This window comes from Paenibacillus prosopidis, from assembly GCF_003337375.1.
In the GTDB taxonomy this organism is placed as follows: Bacteria; Bacillota; Bacilli; order Paenibacillales; family Paenibacillaceae; genus Pristimantibacillus; species Pristimantibacillus prosopidis.
The window spans coordinates 70,284-91,854 of record NZ_QPJD01000016.1 but is presented as its reverse complement, the minus strand read 5'-3'; the positions used below and the strand labels follow the sequence as shown (position 1 = coordinate 91,854).

Sequence of the window (21,571 nt, the reverse complement as noted above, 5' to 3'; positions counted from 1 at the left end):
TATGAAGTGAGGCGGATGCTTTTCGTTATGGTTTTCTGTATATATGCGGCAGCATAGGAACAAGGAACTAATTTTAAGAAAAAGAACGAATTCGCTCGAAATGTTCTTTATAAAGAATCGATGCGATGCTATATTTAGAAAAGTATGTTTTGGATTTTAGAGAAAACAGGAGGATCGAAGTGAATATTTTAAAAATATGGGTGTCGTTTATTTTATTGACGCAGCTAACGCTGCTGCCAAACGAGACATTTGCAGACAGCAAACAGGATTATCTCATCGAACTATCCCGCTTCGGCATTCGTAACGACGGCACCCGTCCCGTCGAAACGACAAAAGGAATTAACGACGCGCTCAAATGGGCCAGTAAAAATGGGAAAACAAAAACGTCGCTGCCTTCCGGAACGTATTTGATCGACAAAAACAGCCGTATTAACATGGTTAGCAATATGATTTTTGAACTGCCGTCCGATGCTGTGCTCCGTAAGGAGACTAACGATAAAGAGAGATACCAAATCATATATATAGGGTATGGCGTCAAAAATGCAACGCTCAAAGGCGGAAACTATGAAGGAGACAAAGATAAGCATAATTACTCCAAAAAGGACAATAGGCATAGCTCCGGTACGCATGAAGGCGGGCACGGTATCCTTGTGGAAGGAGCGGTAAACGTGACGATCGACGGGGTAAAAGCAACCCAGTTTACGGGAGACGGGCTTGTTCTCGGCGGACACAATACGCTTGCCAAAGATTTATATGAAGGAAGCTTCATTTCGGGCGCTATTGATGATAAAGGGAAGAACATCTCCAATTCAAAGAAGATTCGAACGAAGGAGCCCTTGAACTTTTCAAATGCTATTTTCAAAAGTGAAAGGGAGTTTGAATTGACCAATGCGATCAAGCTTCCGCGAACATTCGATATCTTTTTTTATAAATCAAACGGGTCGTTTATTAAAAAACTCGCTAACGTTAAAGTGCGGGATATTCTCCAAATACCCGACGGTGCAGCTCTTTTCCATCTCGTATTTGAACAGTCGACCAAAAAAGGCGCATACATAGAGTTTTGGAACCGGGCCGTCTCCAAAAACGTTGTGGTTCAAAACTCCGAATTCTCCTTTAACCGCAGGCAGGGAATTACGGTCGGCGGAGCCGATAATGTACTGATTACTAACAATTCACTCCATGACATGAAGGGTACGATGCCGCAATCCGGCATTGATTTGGAGGGCGGCTTCGGCGAGAATGGGAATCGAAACAGCAACATCACCATTAAGAGCAATAAGTTTTACAAAAACGCATCCTATGATGTCATCCTTTACGATGGCCGCGATGCAATCGTTGAGGATAACCATTTAGCTTCAAAAGGGGCTATTGGCCTTGCTATTTCGGATCCGTTTAAAGGGGCGCTTATTAAGAACAATCATTTTGACGGTTCGCGCATTATTGCAGCTCATGACGCAACGTTTATCGGTAACCGGATGAACGATTCCTTTACCACGCTGGAGGGACCAAATATTAAGATAGACGGCATGGTATTTACGGATTCTATGTTTAACGTAAGCTCGAAGGTTCCTTTTGGGATAAGCGTGTCGAACGTGACAATCCATAACAACAAAAAAAGCGATTCAGGACTGTCCATCTGGGGCAAACCGATTCATATTAAAAACCTGACGATCATCGGCGAGCCGAAGCTTCGCTCGGTAACGGGCGGCGTTGCCGAAGGAAGTATTTTTGACAATTTGAAGGTTATCGGTTTCAATAACACATATGGACTGTCGCTTCCGCCCGGGACGTATAACAACTGTGAGTTTCAGGGTGCTGAGGGAGGAAAAATCGGGTCGATCGGGGCTGTTTTGGCAGGTAAATATGTGTTTGATAAATGCTCCTTTAAGGCTTCGCCGACAGGAAGTGTCAATCTGGTAGGCGCTCATCCGGGTTTGGATCTTACGATCAAAAATTCGACGTTTGAGGTGCTCGGAAATACGCAAGCGATTAGTATCGAGTCGGCAAAAAACGTTTTATTTGAAAACAATACGATAACCGCAAATAAGCTGACATCGGAAAAAACGGAAATCATTAAACTAAATGATTACTGGAAGCGGGATGAGAAGCACGATATATTAAATGCGGTTATACGTGGCAACACGATTACATCCAATATCGCCGCTATAGGCATTTCTACTGTATATGCCGGCGTCGGAGCGCCTCCTTACACGATTGAAAACAACACGTTATACAAGGCAAAGCTGGCGCTTAAGAAGAATGATATCGTCAAAAACAATGTTTTGAAATAATAGCAGCGCCTACCGTTTCGATATCGGAAAAACCACATCGTTTGAAGATGTGGTTTTTTCTCGTTTATAATAAGCATATAACATCTTTATGAACAGGATGAATGGCTATGCTTCAACTATTCGGAAGAAGTATCCGTGATTTTCGCGCCAGCTACAAGAAGCATCTGTTATTTGAATATTTATTTATGCTGCTGACCAGCTTTGTATTTGTTCCGATCATGTCCTATATGTTCAACCGGATCATTCGAATGGTTGGGGCTGGCTTCGTATTAAATAATGAGGTGTATAAGGTTGGGCTAAGCTACACTGGAATTATTGGTCTTATTGCCATTGGCTTGGCTGCTGTCATCGTACTCTTCATTGAATTTGGAGTCATTATTACGATTGCCCAAAAAAATTACTTCGGCAAAGAAGTTTTAATTTCCGATGCCGTAGTAACCACTCTGAGGAAAACGCCGAAAATATTCGGCTTCGGTATTATTCAGCTGCTGTTCTTTTTGCTTTTTCTTGTCCCCTTCATCGATTCGCCGCTTTCATCCTCCCTTTACGGTTTTTTTAACGTTCCTATCTTTTTCAATACCCGTATTCTGGACACATCGGTATCCAGGCTTGCTTTGTATGCGATTGCTTTCCTGGCAGCGGTCTATACGATTTTGCGATGGATCTTCGTGCTCCATTACATTATTATCGAAGGGAAATCGATCCGCGCAGCTATCAAAAGCAGCTTGGCCTTGACCAAAGGAAAGCGGTTATCGATCTTCGTTAATTTGTTTTTGCTGAATACGTTTATTGTTTCGCTTGGCTTTGTAACGCTCTCTTCCGTTGCGTACTTTCCCTCTTGGCTCGATATAAACGTGCTGAAGGCGATCTCGGATCACCATTCGCTGACGATTACAACCGTATTTACCTATATGTTTACGCTGCTGCTCGTTCCGGTTAATATCATTTTTTTGACACGGTTATTTTATCATTTCAACCAGAAGCGCGGTTTAATGCCGGAGGATAACCTGCAAATCTATCGAAGCCGATGGGTTGGTCCGCTGGAGGAGCGGGTAGGGGCAATATTTAAGCATAAAACAAATAAACGTGTGCTGTACTCTATGATTGTGACCTTCTATCTGGTCTTGGCACTGCTTGTTAGCTACGCGGCTAGCGATACTCTGGTCTATGTAAAATGGAACGTCCTGCTCTCCTCCCACCGCGGCGATACGCGCGAAGCTCCAGAAAATTCGCTCCGCGCCATTCGTGCGGCCATTGAAAACGGGGTTGATGCCGTTGAGATTGACGCGCAGCTGACGAAGGATGGGGTTGTGGTGCTCCATCATGATTACAACCTCAGGCGGATGGCGGGATTGCAGATGCGGGTGAAGGACCTTACCTTCGATGAGCTTACAATGGTGAACATTGGCAGCCGATTAAACAAGTCAGTAGAGCCGGAGCGAATTCCGATGCTTGCCGAGGCGCTTTATGAAGCGAAGGGGAAGGCAAAGCTGATTATTGACCTTAAGTCATACGGTCCTGGAGAAGAGCTCGCCCGCAAGGTGGTAGAGCTCATCGAGGAGTTCGATATGGTTGAAGAATGCTATATTCAATCCCTGGACAGAGAGTCCCTGAAGCAGGTTAGACAGCTCAATCCCGAGATAAAGATCGGGCAAATTTTGTATTTTGCTATCGGTGATTTATCGCTTCTGGATGTAGACTTCTATACGGTTGAGCAAGCGATATTGACGCGGCAGCTGATTGAGCGGGCACACAAGAACGGCCGCGAGGTCTGGGTATGGACGGTCAATAGCGAACGGGATTTAAAAGAGGTATTAAAATTCGATATTGACGGCATCATTACCGACTATCCCGCACGCGCGCAAAATATGGTAGAGCTTGATCTCTAGCCATCCAAGCAAGGAGCCTGAATGATTTGAGTCAAATTGAAAATTACAAAGACGCTATATTGTCATTAGCATCCGGAAGCTTGTCCAAGGAACATCTATTCGTCAAGGACTTCCTTTTACAGGAGAAGGGTGATTTGTCGATTTATTATGTACCCTATGATTACGTCAATGAGCAGGCGAAAGTGATGATTGTCGGCATTACCCCAGGATTTACTCAAATGCAGCTGGCGTTCAGAAGCGCAAGAGCTGACTTAATAGCAGGCGTATCACCCTGGCAGATTGATAAAAATGCGAAGAAGCTTGCCAGCTTTGCAGGCTCCATGAGAAAAAACTTAATCGAAATGCTGAATGATATCGGGCTGCCAGGCGCAATCGGAATCGACAATAGCGGGGCTTTGTTTGAAGAGCGCAGAGATTTGCTGCATACGACATCGGTTATTAGATACCCCGTTTTTCGTAAAGGAAAAAACTATACAGGGCATAACCCTGCCATTCTGAAATCGGAGACGCTTTATCATTATGCGGAGAGTATACTTTTACCGGAATTGACGGCGGTAAAGGACGCGCTTGTCATACCGTTGGGTAAATCCGTCTCTGAAGTGATCCGAGCGTTTGCCCACAAAGGTTGGGTCAATGAAGAGAGATGCTTGTTTGACATGCCCCATCCTTCGGGTGCCAACGGCCACCGGATAAAACAGTTTGAACAAAGCAAGGCGAAGCTAAAGCAGCAGATCGAAGCTTGGTTTAGTTGAATAAAGCGGTACCGTTTTTGTCTTAAAATGCTTCACTCCGCATAAATATGTTTTATGAGGAGGAGTGTGATGATGTTGGACAAGATCGTGCAAAGATATTACAAGCAAAAGCAAAAGCAAAAAGAAATAGAGCAAGAACTGACTGAGCTGCGCAACGAAATTATATCCTATTGTGCAGAGCAGGATGTTAATGAACTGGAGATCGGCAGCCACAAAGTGAAAATTGTCATCCAAGAGCGGAAAGAATACGATGATAACAAGCTTTATGAAGCACTGCCGGATCCCGATATCTGGCGCATGCTTTCCAAGCCGGATTCCTCCAAAATTGCAAGCTTGATTAAGCTGAATGTCATTACGGAAGAAAAGATAAAGGATACCTTTGCAACAAAGTCCGTAAAGCTTCTTCAAGTGGACAAAAAATAATATTGGCCTATCAAGCGGCAGGCGGATGCGGACATTAGGGCGGGATTTTCCCGTCATATTGAGAACGTTGCCCGTGATGATGGGACTTAGATCTGGAACCCGAATCAAGAGGTGTAGTAGATAAAAAATAATGATTCGCCTATCAGACGACGCGGGGTGTCATATAAGATCGATGATCTTTTATGACACCCCGCGTTTTGATTTGTAGAAAAACACTCCAACCGTGACAATCTCAAAGAAAGCGGACAGCTCATGAAAGGATGAAATAGGCGATACTCACATAATTTTCCGATAATTTGGAGATATTACTTAAGTAAGCCTTGAACGTCGTGGTTAAATCTGCGGATAAGTTCAGGGTTAGTCAAGGTTTGAATGATTCTTGACTATAGTAATGACTCACGGATTAAGGGGGAGCCTATGATTCCAACGACCGAGCAACTTGAGCAAAAAGCGCGTGAACTGGCTCTTATTCATCATCCCGGAAAAGCTGTCTTTCGTTCGTCTGCCCCAATGTGGCGGACCTTTCGCCGAAACTTGGATAAGCTGCGAGAGTTCGCGTCGGAGCTCAAGCAGGATGGCGCGCCATGTTTTCAGCCTGCTGAGCAATGGCTGTTAGATCATGCCGATTTAGTCGAATCCGAAGCATTTACGGTTCAGTCAGAATTGACAAGGAGATTTTCCAGTCAACTGCCCCGGCAGCTGAAGGGAAAGGAGCCGCGCGTCTTGTCGCTGTGCTCCGAGTATGTGGATCGGGTTGACGGAATGCTTGATGTTGACGCGTTTGTCCGCTTCTCAAATGCCTATCAGGAGGTCGCTGTGCTCACGATCGCCGAAGTGTGGTCGATGCCTTTGATGCTTCGGATTGCCATTATCGGTAAATTGGCCGAAGTGATGGGAGCGGTCAGGGAGCGGCGGCAGGCTTGTCTCGAAATAGACAAGCTGCTGGAGCCGTTCGTGGAGGGCGATACAAAGCCGGATGCCGGAAAAATAACTAACGCTCTAGAAAAGGCCGGCCAGCATATGCCGCTGTCAGCTCCGGTTATCGTGCATTTGGTCAGCCATTTGAATGAATGGGCTGAAGAAGCGGGAGAGGTACGCAGCTGGCTGCTCTGCAAGCTGGATAATGATGCTGAAAGCTTGAGCCGCATCATTCTTTATGAGCATCAGCTGCAAGCGTCGTATGAACTGACAGCCGGACACCTCATTCAATCGCTTCGCACGTTGTCCCGTACTAGATGGGACCCGCTTTTCGAACGGATGAGCGTAGTGGAACACACATTGAACGAGGAGCATGCCGGAACCTATCCGCTTATGGACGAGAAGAGCCGCGCCACCCTGCGGGGTCAAGTCGAGCGGTTAGCCCGCATATACGGCATGCCGGAAAATGTGATTGCGCAGCAAGCCATCGCTTTGGCAAACAGGCATTCCGATGCTGATACATACCGCCCGAAAGCTACCGAACCTGAAGGGACTGTGGCTCGAACGGACGCATTGCCGCCTCGTCAAGCTTTTGCTGCTTACTATTTGCTTGACCGGATAGGGAATAAGGAGCTGCTGGGCGCGGTTCGTGAATGTGTAGAGCCGAAGCGGCTTTCATGGACGATTCGTCTTCGCCCTAGGATTGGCGCCTATTTAGCCATATTGACTGTTTTTTTTGCAGCCTTTCTCGCTGTGACACTTTGGAGCGCGGCGGCCGCGAATCAAGCGGCCATCAGCATCGGAGCTTGGACGGCGGCTGCCCTTGCGCTCTCGATTCCGGTCAGCGAATGGGCGGTAACGGTCGTTCATGGGTTAATCGGAAAGCTATACGTCACACAGCCGTTGCTTAGATATGATTATGCGAGCGGCATTGCCGAGGACGCTGCGACGATAACGGTTATACCTGTAATCTGGTCAAAGCCGGAAGAAGCAGAGGAAATGGCGGACAGGCTGGAGCTTCATTATTTGGCGAACTTTGACCCGAATATGGGTTTCGCTCTGCTCGGAGATTTCGCGGATGCTTCAGCCGAGCATGAAGAGTCAGATGAGCGGATCACCAGCGCGGCGCGCAGCCGTATCGAGTCGCTTAACCGAAAGTATGGCGATCCCGATACCGGAACGGGTCCATTCTATCTTTTTCAGCGCGACCGCAAATGGAATGAATCGGAACAGGTCTGGATGGGATGGGAGCGCAAGCGGGGTAAGCTTGTCGAATTTGTCGAGCTGCTAAGCGGTGGAAGCGACACAAGCTGCAATTGCATCGTCGGCGACTGCTCGGCGATTACGCGCTACAAGTATGTCATTACGCTTGATGCGGATACGGAGCTGCCGGTTGGTGCGGCCGCCCGGATGGTCGGTACGATGCATCTGCCATATAACCGTGCGCGCTTGAATGCCAGCGGTACACGCGTTTCGGAAGGCTATGGGGTGCTTCAGCCGCGCGTCGGCATCAGCTACGACTCGGTATCGTCTTCCCGTCTGGCAAGGCTGTGGTCAGGAAAGCCCGGTATCGATCCGTATTCGTTTGCGATGTCCGATCCCTATCAGGATGCATTCGGACAAGGTATTTTTACTGGAAAAGGAATATTCGACGTTGCCGCTTTTAAGCAGGTGTTGAATGACCGGATACCGGAAAATTCCGTGCTCAGCCACGATTTGCTGGAAGGCGGTTTTCTAAGGGGCGGGCTGCTGTCGGACATTGAGGTTGTTGACGGTCACCCGGTCACCTTTCAAGCTTACCAACAGCGTCTGCACCGGTGGGTACGGGGCGATTGGCAGCTGCTTTGCTGGATTGCTTTCAGTAAGCACGACCGCTGCGGCGTTCTGAAGCCGATTGATCTGTCCTTGCTTACCCGCTGGCAGATTATCGACAATATGCGGCGAAGCCTCGTTCAACCCGCCGTATTTATCCTGCTCGCGGCCAGCATGTTTATATCCGGCGCTGCAGGAGCAGTGCTCATGTCTGCGGGGCTGGTGACGCTCGGACTGCCGCTCATTCGGGCCTTGTTTGCGCTAAGCCGGCTTAATCGCAGACCGGGTATTCTTCTGACTGCGTTCGGGCAATCGCTTGTTCAGCTTGTCACGCTTCCTTATCAGACGGTTGTGATGGTTGATGCCATTGCAAGAACGTTATACAGGCTTGCGGTCAGCAAAAGGAACCTGCTTGAATGGACAAGCTCTGCCGAAGTGGAACGGCGCAGCAGGAGCGCACCGGCATCGGCCATTTCAGGGATTTGGAGCGGTCATACGCTAAGTGTTCTGTTTGGGGCCGCCGCCTTGATGTTTGCTGGCGGTGCTTTGAGGGCTTGCGGATTGACGATCGCTGCGCTCTGGCTGCTCGCGCCCTTTGTTGTTCGCTGGCTTAACGGCTCTCCGTCCTTTACGCATAATAGGCCTTCGGAGACGGAAGGAAAAGAACTGCGGCAATTGGCGGCGCAGATGTGGGCATATTATGAAGATTTTGCTGTGGAAAGCGATAACTGGCTTCCGCCGGACAATGTGCAGCTGGAGCCGCCGAACGGCGTCGCCCACCGGACATCCCCGACCAATATCGGGCTTCTGCTCGCCTGTACCTTAGCCGCAAGGGATTTCGGTTTCATTGATACGCGAGGCATGCTTGCCCGCGTTGAACGAACGATCGGAACGATTGAGAAAATGGAGAAAAGGTTCGGCCATTTGTACAACTGGTACGATACGCAGTCGCTGCGGCCCTTACCTCCACTCTACGTATCAACCGTCGATTCCGGCAATTTTGTCGCCTATTTGATTGCGCTGAAGCAGGGCGTTCTTGAATGGGCAAAGCAGGATGGAGAGCATGATGCCGGGAGTGAGCTTCTGCATTGGGCCGAAGCGCTTGTTGACCGCATCGAAACAATCGTTACCGGCACTGATTTTCGTCCCTTGTATGATGATCGTGCCGAGCTGTTTACGCTTGGGTTTCATGCCGCTTTGGACCGCCGGGAAGAGATCTTGTACGACCTGCTTGCTTCTGAAGCCCGGCAGGCGAGTTTTCTTGCGATTGCGTTCGGGCAAGCGCCGGTATCGCATTGGTTTAGGCTCGGAAGGGCGATGGCAAAGTCGGGCAAGCACCCGACGCTATTATCATGGTCGGGCACAATGTTTGAATATTTGATGCCATCACTCCTGATGCGAACCTACCGTCATTCGATTTGGGATGCAACTTATAATGGAGTCGTCAAGCGTCAGATTGAATATGCGCGGCAGCGGGGAGTTCCATTTGGCATTTCCGAATCAGGTTATCACGCTTTCGATTATCAAATGAATTACCAGTACCGCGCATTCGGCGTACCGGGACTCGGGTTACAGCGCGGACTTGAGAACGATCTCGTTCTCGCGCCTTACGCGGCAGTTATGGCACTTCCCATTCAACTGGGGGATTCGCTTGCTTCTCTGAAACGGATGGAAGAGATGGGCGCCAAAGGCAAGTATGGCTTTTATGAAGCGATTGATTGCACCGCCCAGCGTATGCCGGAAGATACGAGCTATATTATCGTGCGCAGCTTTATGGCTCACCACATCGGAATGAGCCTTCTTACCATAAGCAATCTGCTGCTGCCCCGCACGATGATCGACCGTTTTCATGCGGATAAGCGCGTACAGGCGGCAGAGCTGCTGCTGCAGGAGCGTATACCTGAACGTCCTGCTATTATAAAAAATGCGGCCAAGCCATTGTTGGAGCGGACAAAGGAGCCTCTTACGGGCACCCGAATTCCTCTAAGGGAATTTATCAAACCTCGCGAGATTCCCGAGGTATGCGTGCTATCCAACGGGTCGTTTACAAGCGTCATATCCGATACCGGGGGAGGATTTACCCGGTACGGCGGATTGGCGGTATCCCGCTGGCATGAGGACCCTGTGGCGGAGACACCGGGAAACTGCATTTATATACGGGACGTATCGACCAATGCTGTCTGGTCACCCGCTTTTGAACCCTGCCGAATGGCTTTGGAGGAGCAAAAAGCGCAGTTTGCTTTAGATAAAGCGTGTTTTACAGGGCGGAACGGTTATATTGCTTCGACGCTGGAAATTTGTGTGCCGCCCGATCAAAACGCCGAGCTTCGCCGCTTGTCCTTGACGAATACAGGTGCGGATGCCCGGGTTGTAGAGGTAACAACCTATTTGGAAATTGCACTTGCTCCGCCCGCCGCGGACGAGGCGCATCCCGCCTTCAGCAAGCTGTTCGTCCAGACTGAATATGACGCTGAAGCGGAATGTCTGCTTGCCGTCCGTCGGCCCCGCGATATCAAGGAGAGACCGAAGTGGGCGGTACACAGTCTGTCATTAGGTTGTGATGCGCTTGGATCAGTCGAATATGAAACGGACCGTTCCTGCTTTATCGGCAGAGGTCACACCATCTCCTACCCGGTGAGCCTGGAATGCCGGCTCTCCGGTACGGTCGGCGCTGTGCTTGATCCTGCTTTTGTGATGCGCCGCCGTATTTCGATCAGGCCGGGGGAGACAGTCAAGCTGTTCTCGGCTACCGGTGTGGCGGACAGCCGTGAAGAAGCTTTGGACGTGTCGGCAAGCTTGTGCAGCGAGCAGCAGGTCGAGCGTGCGTTCCAACTGGCTTGGACACACAGCCGGATCGATCTGAGGCACCAGCATCTAAGCGCTATGGAAGCTGCCCAGTTTCATACGATGGCAGGCAGGCTTCTTTACCAGACGCCTCTTCGTAAAGAACGGGCACTCAGCATAGCCGCCAATCAAGCCGGGCAGTCAGGCTTATGGCCAATGGGCATATCGGGTGATTTGCCGGTCGCGCTTGTGAGGATACAGGATAAGTCGCAAATGCCTTTTGCGATCAAAGCGCTGACAGGCCACTCGTATTTAAGGCAAAAGGGGATAGCTTTTGATCTCGTTTTCTTAATTGAAGAGGCCGGAGGTTATTACCAGGATGTGCAGGATGCGCTTCGCCGCGCAGCTGAGCAGACTGTGAGCGGTTCGGCAACGCCTGGCGGCGTGTATCCGGTAATGGCCGACAGGCTGTCGCAGGAGCAGCTTCATTTGCTCCAGGCAGTTGCCCGCCTAACGCTTCGGGCTGATGGGCCAAGCTTCAAAGCGCAGCTTGCCGTTCGCCCTGCAAGTCGTAAGGCCGCCGGTTTATCGGGTGAGACAAATGCGCTACTTATGGCAAGGGAACTAGAGGAAAGAAATGCCATGGAGTCGCTGCCAACAATTGAAGGGCTTCCTCCGCAATTTCGGCTTCGTCCCGAATCTGCGGCAGAAGCTGTATCTGGCGTAAGCGAGCTTGCGGATTACTCCCCTGAATCGCTCGAAGTTTATAACGGTTCGGGCGGGTTTGCAAATGAAGGGCGCGAGTACCATATCTCGATGAAAAAAGGGAAATATTTGCCTGCGCCATGGAGTAATGTGATGGCCAACCCGTCTTTTGGCTGTCTTGTTACCGAGCTTGGAACGGGTTATACCTGGTGGCGCAACAGCCGGGAGTTCAAGTTGACGCCATGGTCGAATGACCCGGTGCTCGACCTGCCCGGCGAAGCGTGCTATATCCGCGATGAAGCAACCGGAGACCTCTGGTCGGGAGCGCCATCGCCGGAGCTCGGCAAGGATGCTTTCGAAACCGCCCACGGTTTCGGGTATACAAGCTTTACGCGTCAAACGCGAGGGTTTAAGCAAAGGATGACGGTATACGTAAGCAAAGATGATCCGGTCAAATTCGTGACTGTAGAGCTTGAGAATATGCGTGACGAGCCGCGCAGCCTGTCCGTCGCTTACTATTGCAACTGGGTGCTCGGCGTACGAAAACAGGCTAATGCACCGTATATCATCTCCGAATGGAATGAGGATACCCATTCCCTGCTTGCCCGCAATGCTTATCAAGAAACGTTCCGGGATTCGGTCGCTTTCCTTCATATGCACGCGGAGAAGGAAGAGGGTGGCCCGGGTGGCGAAGGCTCAAGGTTCACCTTTACAGCGGACCGTTCGGAGTTCATCGGTCGCTCTGGAACGCTCGCCTCCCCTGAAGGAATGCGGCAGGAGAGTTTCTCGAATGCTGACGGGGTGTTCGCCGATAGCTGCGGTGTAATTCGGATGCAGCTGACGATTCCTCCCCGTTCCGTTCGCAAGGTATATGTTCTTGTCGGAGCAGACGCGACTAAGGAAGCGGTGCAGAAGCATGTTCGAAGCTACGGCACGGCGGAGAGCTGCGAAGGAGCGCTGACGGATGTAAAAGAATACTGGAGTCGCACCCTTAACCAGATCGTGGTGACGACGCCAAATCGTGAGCTTGATCTGATGCTGAACGGCTGGCTGCTGTATCAAGCGCTGTCGTGCCGGATTTGGGCACGTACCGCTTTTTATCAAGCAGGCGGTGCTTACGGCTTCAGGGATCAGCTGCAGGATTCGCTAGCGCTGCTGCATACGCTGCCGGAACTGACCAGGAAGCAAATTTTGCTGCACGCTTCGCACCAATATAAGGAAGGCGATGTTCAGCACTGGTGGCATGAGGAGACGGAGCGGGGTATTCGGACCCGTTATTCGGATGATCTGCTCTGGCTGCCATATGCAGTATCGAGATACATCGTTCATACCGGCGATGTCGGCGTGCTTGATGAGACGGCGCCATTCCTAACGAGTGAAATGCTTAAGGACGAAGAGCACGAACGTTACGAAGCGACGGTCGTATCGGAAGAGTCCGCTTCGGTCTATGAGCATTGCATCAGGGCTATTGAGCGGGCATCCCGCTTTGGCGAGCATGGGATCCCGTTAATGGGAATCGGCGATTGGAATGACGGGATGAACTCGGTTGGTGACGAAGGCAGAGGCGAGAGCGTCTGGCTCGGATGGTTTTTATGTGAGGTACTGCGAAAATTCGCCGACGTGTGCGAACGGAAGGGCGATAGCGAACGTGCTGTCCTTTACCGTGCACGGAAGGATTCCATTGCGGAAGCGTTGAATAAGCATGCGTGGGATGGCGAATGGTATCGCCGGGCACGTACGGACGATGGGGCATGGCTTGGTTCGGTGCGGAACGAAGAATGCCGGATCGATGCGATCGCCCAGTCATGGTCGGTCATTTCCGGTGCTGCTCCGCAGGAGCGGGCACGGCAAGCCATGCAGTCGTTCGACCGTGAGCTTGTAGACCGCGACCTGTCAGTTGGGCGGCTGCTCACGCCGCCGTTCGACCGGACCGACCCGACCCCCGGTTATATTCAGGGCTATCCGCCGGGCATTCGGGAGAACGGCGCCCAGTATACGCATGGGGTAATCTGGAGTATTGTCGCTTGGTGCGAGCTTGGTGAAGGAGACAAAGCGGTAGAGCTGTTTCATATGCTGAACCCGGTCACTCACGCCCAAAGTCCGTCAGAAGTGCGCAAATATGCCGGTGAACCCTATGTAATGGCCGCTGATGTGTATACGCGGGATCCGGTGAAAGGCAGAGCGGGATGGACGTGGTACACCGGCGCATCGGGTTGGATGTATCAGGCGGGTATCGAATGGATACTCGGCTTGCGCCGAGAGAGTGACAAGCTGTTCGTACGCCCGAATATACCGGCGGATTGGCCTTCTTACTCGGTGCAGTATAGATACGGCAACTCTATTTACCATATAACTGTTCGAACAAACGGCGCTCTAAAGGATCATGCCGAAGGCGTTACGATCGACGGCAAGCCGGTAGAGCAAGAGCCAGCCACTGGAAAAGTCGCAGGGGAGTCTGCCTATATACAGCTCGTCGACGACGGGCAAGAACATGAGGTCGAAGTAGTTTTGCCGTTCCTGAGGTCGAAGACTTCGGCAGGAATCACATAAGCAAGGAAGAGGGATAACATAGGTATAGATGAGAGAGCGCGTTCTGGCTCTCTCTTTTTTTTCTACGACGGCCAATCAACGAACACAAATTTGTTCCCACTGATCTTCAAGTTGCTGCAGATCGTTCTGTGGAGATCGATTAAACCGTCTTCGTTGGACGCTATCTGAAAGGCGATTGTTCCACTGGGCCTTGCGTGCGGCATATGCTTTTGATAACCACCTGGAATTAGTATGAAACCGTTGAAAAAATTATGTTCCGCGGGAGCGAATAATAGGACAGGCCGATTTCGCATAGATTGTTTGGAAGATCATTAACGAACTTTTTGAACATCCTCTAACAGGAAGGAAGGGCTCTCATGACCCAATTGCGATCCTTCGGAGCTGTTTCAGACAATCCTTGGCGGAGAGCGGGGATCAAGACGGCTTTAATCGTGCAGGGCGGTTACCCGGGTCATTATCCGCGCGAGGTCGCCGAAATTTTGGCCGGGATATTGCGGCAAGAACACTTTGTTGTGGAGATATCTGATACGCTTGATGTGTTCCTGGACACAGAGAAGCTGAATCGGACGGACTTGATCGTTCCCGTATGGACGGTCGGGACGATAACCGAAGAACAGCTGAACAATTTGCTGAATGCCGTGGCTGGCGGGACGGGATTGGCAGGGCTTCACGGCGGAATTGTCGACGCGTTCCGCGGCGAGATCAGGTACCAGGGGATGGTCGGGGGACAGTTCGTGGCGCATCCCGGCGATGCAGGGGTAACTTACGTCGTTTATATGACCGATCCGCACAACCCGCTCGTCAGCGGGATCGGTAATTTTGTCGTGACGTCAGAACAATATTATTTGCTGGTTGATCCGTCGATACAGGTGCTGGCTGTGACTCGTTTTGACTGCGTTCAGCCGCCTCTCGTATGGAGACCGGTCACGATGCCGGCCGCTTGGTGGAAGATGTACGGGAGGGGCCGGGTTTATGTGCTTACGCTTGGCCATGCGCCTGAGACGGTGCTAATTCCACAGGTGACGGAGATGATCCGGCGGGGCATGGTATGGGCGGCAAGATAAGCTTAATCGAGAAGAAGGGCCTTCGATTCGAAGACCATTGGTTATCGAATTCAGTTGAGTCGACCGCGTGAATGTTCCTGGCGCAATCTCATTGAATTACTAGCAGGCAGGCATTCGCGGATGAAGATTACTTCTCATTCCCCACCCCGTACATGCACTTATAGGCCGTTGCCCACATACAATGTAGAACTATGCTACTTGTGCGCTGGAGCAATAGCGAATGCATCCAGCAATTCAGCTTGGGGGTGTCCGGTTCATGGGATTGTTTGCAGCTATCGCACTGTTCATTAAGCAATTGTCGCTTCTTGTGTCGTATGTGAAAAATAACGCATTTCCTCAGCCGCTGCATGAGGACGAGGAAACGAAGCATCTTCAGCTTATGGCTGAGGGTAACGCACGCTCGCGCAACCTGCTAATCGAGCATAATCTCCGATTGGTCGCGCACATCGTCAAAAAATTCGACAATACGGGCGAAGATCTCGAGGATCTGATCTCGATCGGCACGATTGGATTGATTAAGGCAATAGAGAGCTTTCAGACAGGTAAAGGCACGAAGCTTGCGACGTTCGCCGCCCGCTGTATCGAGAATGAAATACTTATGCATCTGCGGTCTTTGAAGAAGACGCGGAAGGACGTTTCGCTTCACGATCCGATCGGCACGGATAAGGAAGGCAACGAAATTACGCTTATAGATATCCTCGGCACGGAGGCCGATGATATTGTCGATAAGGTGCAGCTGAAGATTGAGAAATCGAAGATATATAAGAATCTGGATATACTCGATGATCGCGAGAAGGAAGTTGTAATCGGTCGCTTCGGGCTGGAGCACGGCGGGGATGAGCGGACGCAGCGGGAGATTGCGAAGGAGCTGGGGATTAGCCGCAGCTATGTATCGCGGATTGAGAAGCGGGCGTTGATGAAGTTGTATCATGAGTTTTATAAGGCGAAGAAGTAGGAAAAGCTTGAGAATGCTAATGTCAGAGCATTCTCAAGCTTTTTTGGTGTCGACAATCATCGTCTGAACAAGGTATGAGGCAGTAATGAAAGGACTGGCGTTTTTTAACTTAAGCAGCGATCCATGTAGTAAAGGATTTGCTTCCTCCACCAGTACCAGTCATGATTGACATCGTACCCCCAAAATTCAACGCTTGCCGGGATGTGTTTCTCCTGCAGCACTTCCTTGAGCTTCTGCGTCTCCGATCGCATTAAATCTTCATGAGCGCCTTGTCCTGTGCAAATGATGATTTTGCTGTTCCTGTATTGATTCAGATAAAAAGCGTCCTCCAAGTTTCTTAAATAGTGAAGCGGTGAATGGAAATAAGCTGAAGGAGGGACCTCTTCTCCAAAAAATCGATTGGTCGAATACAAACCGCTTAAAGCAATTAAACTGTCAAAATATTGCGGGTGCCGGAAAAACATATTGGTACTGTGATAAGCCCCGAGCGAACATCCCGTCGCCAAGATCTTCTGCGTGCCTCCACCGTTGTTCTCTTTGCTTTGACGGAGAATGGAAGAAATGAGTTCATCTTTCACATAGGCATCATATTGGTCATGGAGTTTCATCTTCTCATCGGTCGTCGAGTTCTTGGCATAAAAAGTCTCTTCATCAATACTGTCGCATGTCCAAACTTGAATTTTTCCTTGTTCAATATAACTTTCCAACGTGCTGATCATGCCGGATTCCTCATACTGATAAAACCGTCCGCAGGAGGTCGGAAAAACAAGTAAGGGCTTCCCTTGATGTCCGTATATTTTGTATTCCATGTCCCGATGCAAGTTGCCGCTATATACTTTGTGATAGGTTACTTTCATGAGAACACCTTGATTCTATTTTCCACTGCATGAATATAAGCTGTAATTTGTTTCACTTTATCAAAGTCCTTTGAACGAAATTGATACGCATAATTTCCTCTAGATTGGCTTTGCACATCCGTAATGCTGTCGTGTTTGACAATTTCATGATGATATCGCTGCATGATCTCTTCGTGCTCATGAGCGTAGGTGAGGTGGTTTTTTTTACTGGCAAACCCGGTATAATACTTACCGGCAAAAGGTCCTTCCACCTGATTGTTAACAATCATATTCGCCCATAGCTTGTAAATATCGATATCGTAAGTGAAGTTGATCGCATCCGTCATCCACGTACCCGGCGGCCTCATATTGACTTCTAACGCAATAATATTTCCATCTGCATTGGATTTAAAAAACTCGAGATGAAAAAAGCTTTCTTTGATCCCATAGGTTCGAATGATCCTTCTTCCGGATTCCTCGATTTCCTTACTTACTTCCTTTAAACCATAATAGCTGAAATGATTTCCAGAATTTACGGTATCCATGATGCTATGCGGAAATTCGTGGCTTGCTGCGAATACGATTTCTCCATCTTTGTTGACAAGACCGTCGTAGGTTAGCAAGACGCCGTCTATAAACTCTTGCATAATAAATTCGACTTCCGATGGTTTGGTATGCAAGAAATGCTCCAGCTCCGACTCGCTCGCGAGTTTGTAAGTCATGTTCGCTCCCACGCCTTGATTTGGCTTTACGACGACGGGATAGCCGATCTTCTCGATAAATTTTTTTGCCTTCACCCGATGGAATTTCGTTATGGAACGTATGGACTCGACCTCGCTTTTATTGAAAAACTTTTCCATTTTCGATTTTTGTTTTAAATTGGATATAAAATCGAGCTTCGTACCGAAAATGTTGAAATCCGTTCGAATGCGCGCGTCAAGATCCAGCCAATGCTCGTTAAGTGATTCAAAACGATCGATTTTACCATATTTATGGGTATAATAACCGACCGCGCGCAGAACCTCGTCGTAATTTTCCAGACGATTAATTTTGATGTACTCCGTAAGGGAATTTTTCAGTTTTTCGTTGAGATCGTTATAATCTGCATCGCCGATGCCAAGCACATTCACTCCGCAGTTTTTCAAGTGAAAGCAGAATTCGGTGCAGTACTTTGGGAAATTCGGCGAGAAAAAAATAAAGTTCATCCTTTTTGTCCCCCTCAGACTCCAGTTTTGCAATTTTATCCTAAAGATTCCATGATTTCAAGAAAATATATTGTAAAGATCATATGATGAGCTCCCGTTTTTATTGAATTAATGTTAAGGGCAGGAGTGTTTAACTACTGGGCGAATAATTCTTTATAGAGAAAGAGAGAACGCACCAAGAGATGCTGCAAATGTACCATAGATACAATAGATACAATAGTGAGGTGTGACTATGGAAGTTGCGACGATAAACGAATCATTAAAAATTTTGGAGATTGACCAGTGGCTGGCACCGTTTGAGGGAGACTTGCGGCTACGGATGTCGGAATTTGAGCGGACGAAAAATCGGCTGTTGAGTGGTGAAAATCAGACACTTTCGGATTTTGCGAATGGCTACAAATATTTCGGTTTTCATCAGGACGGCGACAGCTGGACTTTCCGTGAATGGGCGCCGAATGCGGAGATGATGTATCTGGTCGGCGATTTCAACGGCTGGAATGGGCTTTCGCACGAGATGACGCGGCTGAATGGCGGTGTTTGGGAGCTGCGCATGCCGGGCAGCCTACCAATCGGCTCGAAGGTTAAGGTTCAACTGATCGTGGATGGTGAGCCGCTCTATCGCGTGCCGAGTTACATCAGCTACGCCATACAAAATGATAATTATCAATTTGATGGTGTGATTATGCAGCCAACCTATCAGTTCAAAAATGCCGCGCCCGACCTGTCAACTGAAGCGCCGCTGATTTATGAGGCGCACATTGGTATCTCTTCAGAGGAGCATAAGATCAATAGCTACGAGGAATTTACGCGCGACGTGCTGCCGCGGATCAAGGCGGCTGGCTACAACACCATCCAGCTGATGGCGATTATGGAGCATCCGCTCTACGCGAGCTTCGGCTATCAGGTATCAAATTTTTATGCAATCAGCTCCCGTTTTGGAACGCCTGACGAACTGATGGAATTGATCGACACAGCGCACGGGCTGGGGCTGCGTGTCCTATTAGACGTCGTCCATTCGCACGCGGTGAAAAATGTGGGCGAAGGACTGAATTTATTTGACGGCACGACGTCGCAATATTTCCACGAGGGCGATCGCGGAGAGCACGAGGCTTGGAACACAAAGCTTTTTAACTATGGCAAGGACGAGGTCATTCATTTTCTGCTATCGAATCTGAAATTTTGGCTCGAAGTTTATCATTTTGACGGCTTCCGCTTTGACGGCGTGACGAGTATGCTTTACCACCATCATGGGCTCGGGACGGGCTTTGACAGCTATGAGAAATATTTCTCAATGGATAAGGACATCGAGGCAATCGTCTATCTGATGCTCGCAAATGAGCTGATCCGCGAGGTCAATCCATCAGCGCTGACGATTGCTGAAGATATGTCTGCGATGCCAGGTATGGCGCTCCCGCTGGCTGATGGTGGCATTGGATTTGACTATCGTCTGTCCATGGGCATTCCTGACTACTGGATAAAGCAGCTCAAGACGAAATCGGATGATCAGCTGAACCTGATGGGGCTTTGGTGGGAGCTGACGACGCGGCGGCCAGGAGAGAAAAATATCGGCTATGCGGAAAGTCACGATCAGGCGCTTGTCGGCGACAAGACGCTCATGATGTGGCTCGCGGATGCTGAGCTCTACTATTCGATGGATGTTCATTCGCAGTCGCTGATTATTGACCGTGCGATCGCGCTGCATAAAGTTTTGCGGCTTGTCACTTTTTCGCTTGCAGGCGAGGGCTATTTGAACTTTATGGGCAATGAATTTGGCCATCCTGAATGGCTCGATTTTCCGCGCGAGGGTAATGGCGACTCGTTTGACCATGCGCGGCGGCAATGGTCGCTTGCGACCAATCCAGAGCTTCGCTTTCAGTATTTGCTCGATTTTGACAATGCGATGATTGCGCTGGAGCACGATTCAAAATTTTTACAGAAGACCGCAAGCCTGCAACAGAAGTGGATTCAAAACGACGATAAATTGCTAGCCTACCAGAAGGGCGATTTGCTCTTTGCTTTCAATTTCCATCCGACGGACACGAAATTTGTCAGTTTTGACTCAACGCCTGTTGAACTGATTTTTGATACGGACGACGCGCGTTTTGGCGGTTTTGGACCGCGCTCGCAGTTCAAATGGGCGGCTGGTAAGCTCGAATTACAGCTCGCTAGCCGTACGGCGATGGTGTTTAGGGTGATGTATCAGTTGTAAAACTCAAATTACATTGGGTTGTGTTCATAACGTCAAAAAATTCGACAATACGGGTGAGGATTTAGAGGATTTGATCTCGATTGGGACGATTGGATTGATCAAAGCAATTGAGAGCTTTCAGACCGGCAAGGGTACGAAGCTCGCTACTTTCGCCGCGCGCTGTATTGAAAACGAAATACTGATGCATTTGAGATCCTTGAAGAAGACTCGGAAGGACGTTTCCCTTCATGATCCTATCGGAACAGATAAGGAAGGCAATGAAATTACGCTAATAGATATCCTTGGCACGGAGGCCGATGATATTGTCGATAAGGTGCAGTTGAAGATTGAGAAGAGCAAAATATATAAGAACCTCGATATATTGGATGACCGCGAGAAAGAAGTAGTCATTGGCCGGTTCGGGCTGGAGCACGGTGGAGATGAGCGGACGCAGCGGGAGATTGCGAAGGAACTTGGGATCTCGCGGAGTTATGTGTCGCGGATTGAGAAAAGGGCGCTCATGAAGCTTTATCATGAGTTTTATAAATCCAAACGTTAGATAATGTGCAGTTACACTTGAATAAGTACCTTACTGAGCAAGCTGACGGTAAGGTGCTATTTTGCATTTGAAATCGTGGGGTACAATATGATTTGAATACTAATCACCAGTTACAAATAGTGCGTGACAGGTTTTTTCGAGAGGAGCATTTTTTGCGATTAAATGAAAATAAAGATAAGCTAGAAGCGGATTGGGTAAGAGGGAAGACTTTACGTACTAGCGGCATTCTCATACTCGAGAAATGTAATAATCTGCTCATCATTGATTTGAACAACTCAGAGGCATTTTTTGATGACCATTATCCGATTTACTTCTCAAGACGGACGTGAATTGGAGCTTTTTTAACTATTCGATGATTGACCCGGAACACTTAATAAAAATCTTTATCCATATTCAGGATCGATTTGTGTTAATGAATTACAACTGATTTCAGATGGATCAATAAGAATAAAATACGGCGATTGTGAATTATGAAAAAACTTCACAGAGGAAACTCCGCGGAGGTTTTCCTCGTCTTAAATGGTACTGCATGCAGCTCTTTTAAAATTTCAAATATCCGCTTTCGTTTGGGATAGATTAACCTATCCCAAGAATTACGAAGGACGTTTAGCTCGACTTCTTGCACATGTTATACAGTTCG

Annotated in this window: 12 protein-coding genes; 10 read left to right on the top strand and 2 right to left on the bottom strand. The window is 49.1% G+C overall.

Going from position 1 to position 21,571, the window contains the following annotated elements; genetic code table 11:
• Positions 1-179: 179 nt before the first annotated feature.
• From DFP97_RS22830 to sigK (DFP97_RS22800), 7 genes are all read left to right on the top strand, one after another.
• Positions 180-2,291, top strand: a complete 2,112-nt coding sequence (locus DFP97_RS22830) for a right-handed parallel beta-helix repeat-containing protein (RefSeq protein WP_181873640.1) — start codon at positions 180-182, stop codon at positions 2,289-2,291.
• Positions 2,292-2,398: 107 nt separating this feature from the next.
• Positions 2,399-4,180: a glycerophosphodiester phosphodiesterase gene (locus tag DFP97_RS22825; protein ID WP_114382670.1), complete on the top strand. Its 1,782-nt coding sequence runs from the start codon at positions 2,399-2,401 to the stop codon at positions 4,178-4,180.
• A gap of 26 nt (positions 4,181-4,206) precedes the next feature.
• Complete coding sequence (locus tag DFP97_RS22820; RefSeq protein ID WP_114382668.1) at positions 4,207-4,932, top strand: uracil-DNA glycosylase family protein; 726 nt, start codon at positions 4,207-4,209, stop codon at positions 4,930-4,932.
• 69 nt (positions 4,933-5,001) lie between these two features.
• The gene (locus tag DFP97_RS22815) at positions 5,002-5,355 is read left to right on the top strand and encodes a hypothetical protein (RefSeq protein WP_114382666.1); all 354 of its coding nucleotides are present in this window, start codon (positions 5,002-5,004) and stop codon (positions 5,353-5,355) included.
• 417 nt (positions 5,356-5,772) lie between these two features.
• On the top strand, positions 5,773-14,124 hold the full coding sequence (locus DFP97_RS22810; protein WP_114382665.1) for a glycoside hydrolase family 94 protein: 8,352 nt from the start codon (positions 5,773-5,775) through the stop codon (positions 14,122-14,124).
• Positions 14,125-14,480: 356 nt separating this feature from the next.
• Positions 14,481-15,188 carry a ThuA domain-containing protein gene (locus DFP97_RS22805; protein WP_114382663.1) on the top strand — a complete coding sequence of 236 codons (708 nt, stop codon included), beginning with the start codon at positions 14,481-14,483 and terminating at the stop codon, positions 15,186-15,188.
• 256 nt (positions 15,189-15,444) lie between these two features.
• On the top strand, positions 15,445-16,143 hold the full coding sequence (sigK, locus tag DFP97_RS22800; RefSeq protein ID WP_110771802.1) for an RNA polymerase sporulation sigma factor SigK: 699 nt from the start codon (positions 15,445-15,447) through the stop codon (positions 16,141-16,143).
• A 104-nt stretch (positions 16,144-16,247) separates the two neighbouring features.
• Here sigK (DFP97_RS22800) and DFP97_RS22795 read toward each other — a convergent pair whose 3' ends face one another.
• The gene (locus DFP97_RS22795; protein WP_056632229.1) at positions 16,248-17,000 is read right to left on the bottom strand and encodes an esterase family protein; all 753 of its coding nucleotides are present in this window, start codon (positions 16,998-17,000) and stop codon (positions 16,248-16,250) included.
• Positions 16,997-18,184: an ATP-grasp domain-containing protein gene (locus DFP97_RS22790; protein WP_056632231.1), complete on the bottom strand. Its 1,188-nt coding sequence runs from the start codon at positions 18,182-18,184 to the stop codon at positions 16,997-16,999. The genes DFP97_RS22795 and DFP97_RS22790 overlap by 4 nt, the downstream gene beginning before the upstream one ends.
• Before the next feature lie 232 nt (positions 18,185-18,416).
• On the opposite strand from DFP97_RS22790, the gene DFP97_RS22785 reads away from it, so the two are divergent.
• The 3 genes from DFP97_RS22785 to DFP97_RS30905 all read left to right on the top strand — a co-directional run bounded on the left by DFP97_RS22785 (position 18,417) and on the right by DFP97_RS30905 (position 21,260).
• Positions 18,417-20,393: an alpha-amylase family glycosyl hydrolase gene (locus DFP97_RS22785; RefSeq protein ID WP_114382661.1), complete on the top strand. Its 1,977-nt coding sequence runs from the start codon at positions 18,417-18,419 to the stop codon at positions 20,391-20,393.
• Positions 20,383-20,931: an RNA polymerase sporulation sigma factor SigK gene (gene sigK, locus DFP97_RS22780; RefSeq protein WP_114382659.1), complete on the top strand. Its 549-nt coding sequence runs from the start codon at positions 20,383-20,385 to the stop codon at positions 20,929-20,931. Before DFP97_RS22785 ends, sigK (DFP97_RS22780) begins: the two co-directional genes overlap by 11 nt.
• Before the next feature lie 152 nt (positions 20,932-21,083).
• On the top strand, positions 21,084-21,260 hold the full coding sequence (locus DFP97_RS30905; protein ID WP_181873639.1) for a hypothetical protein: 177 nt from the start codon (positions 21,084-21,086) through the stop codon (positions 21,258-21,260).
• Positions 21,261-21,571 lie beyond the last annotated feature (311 nt).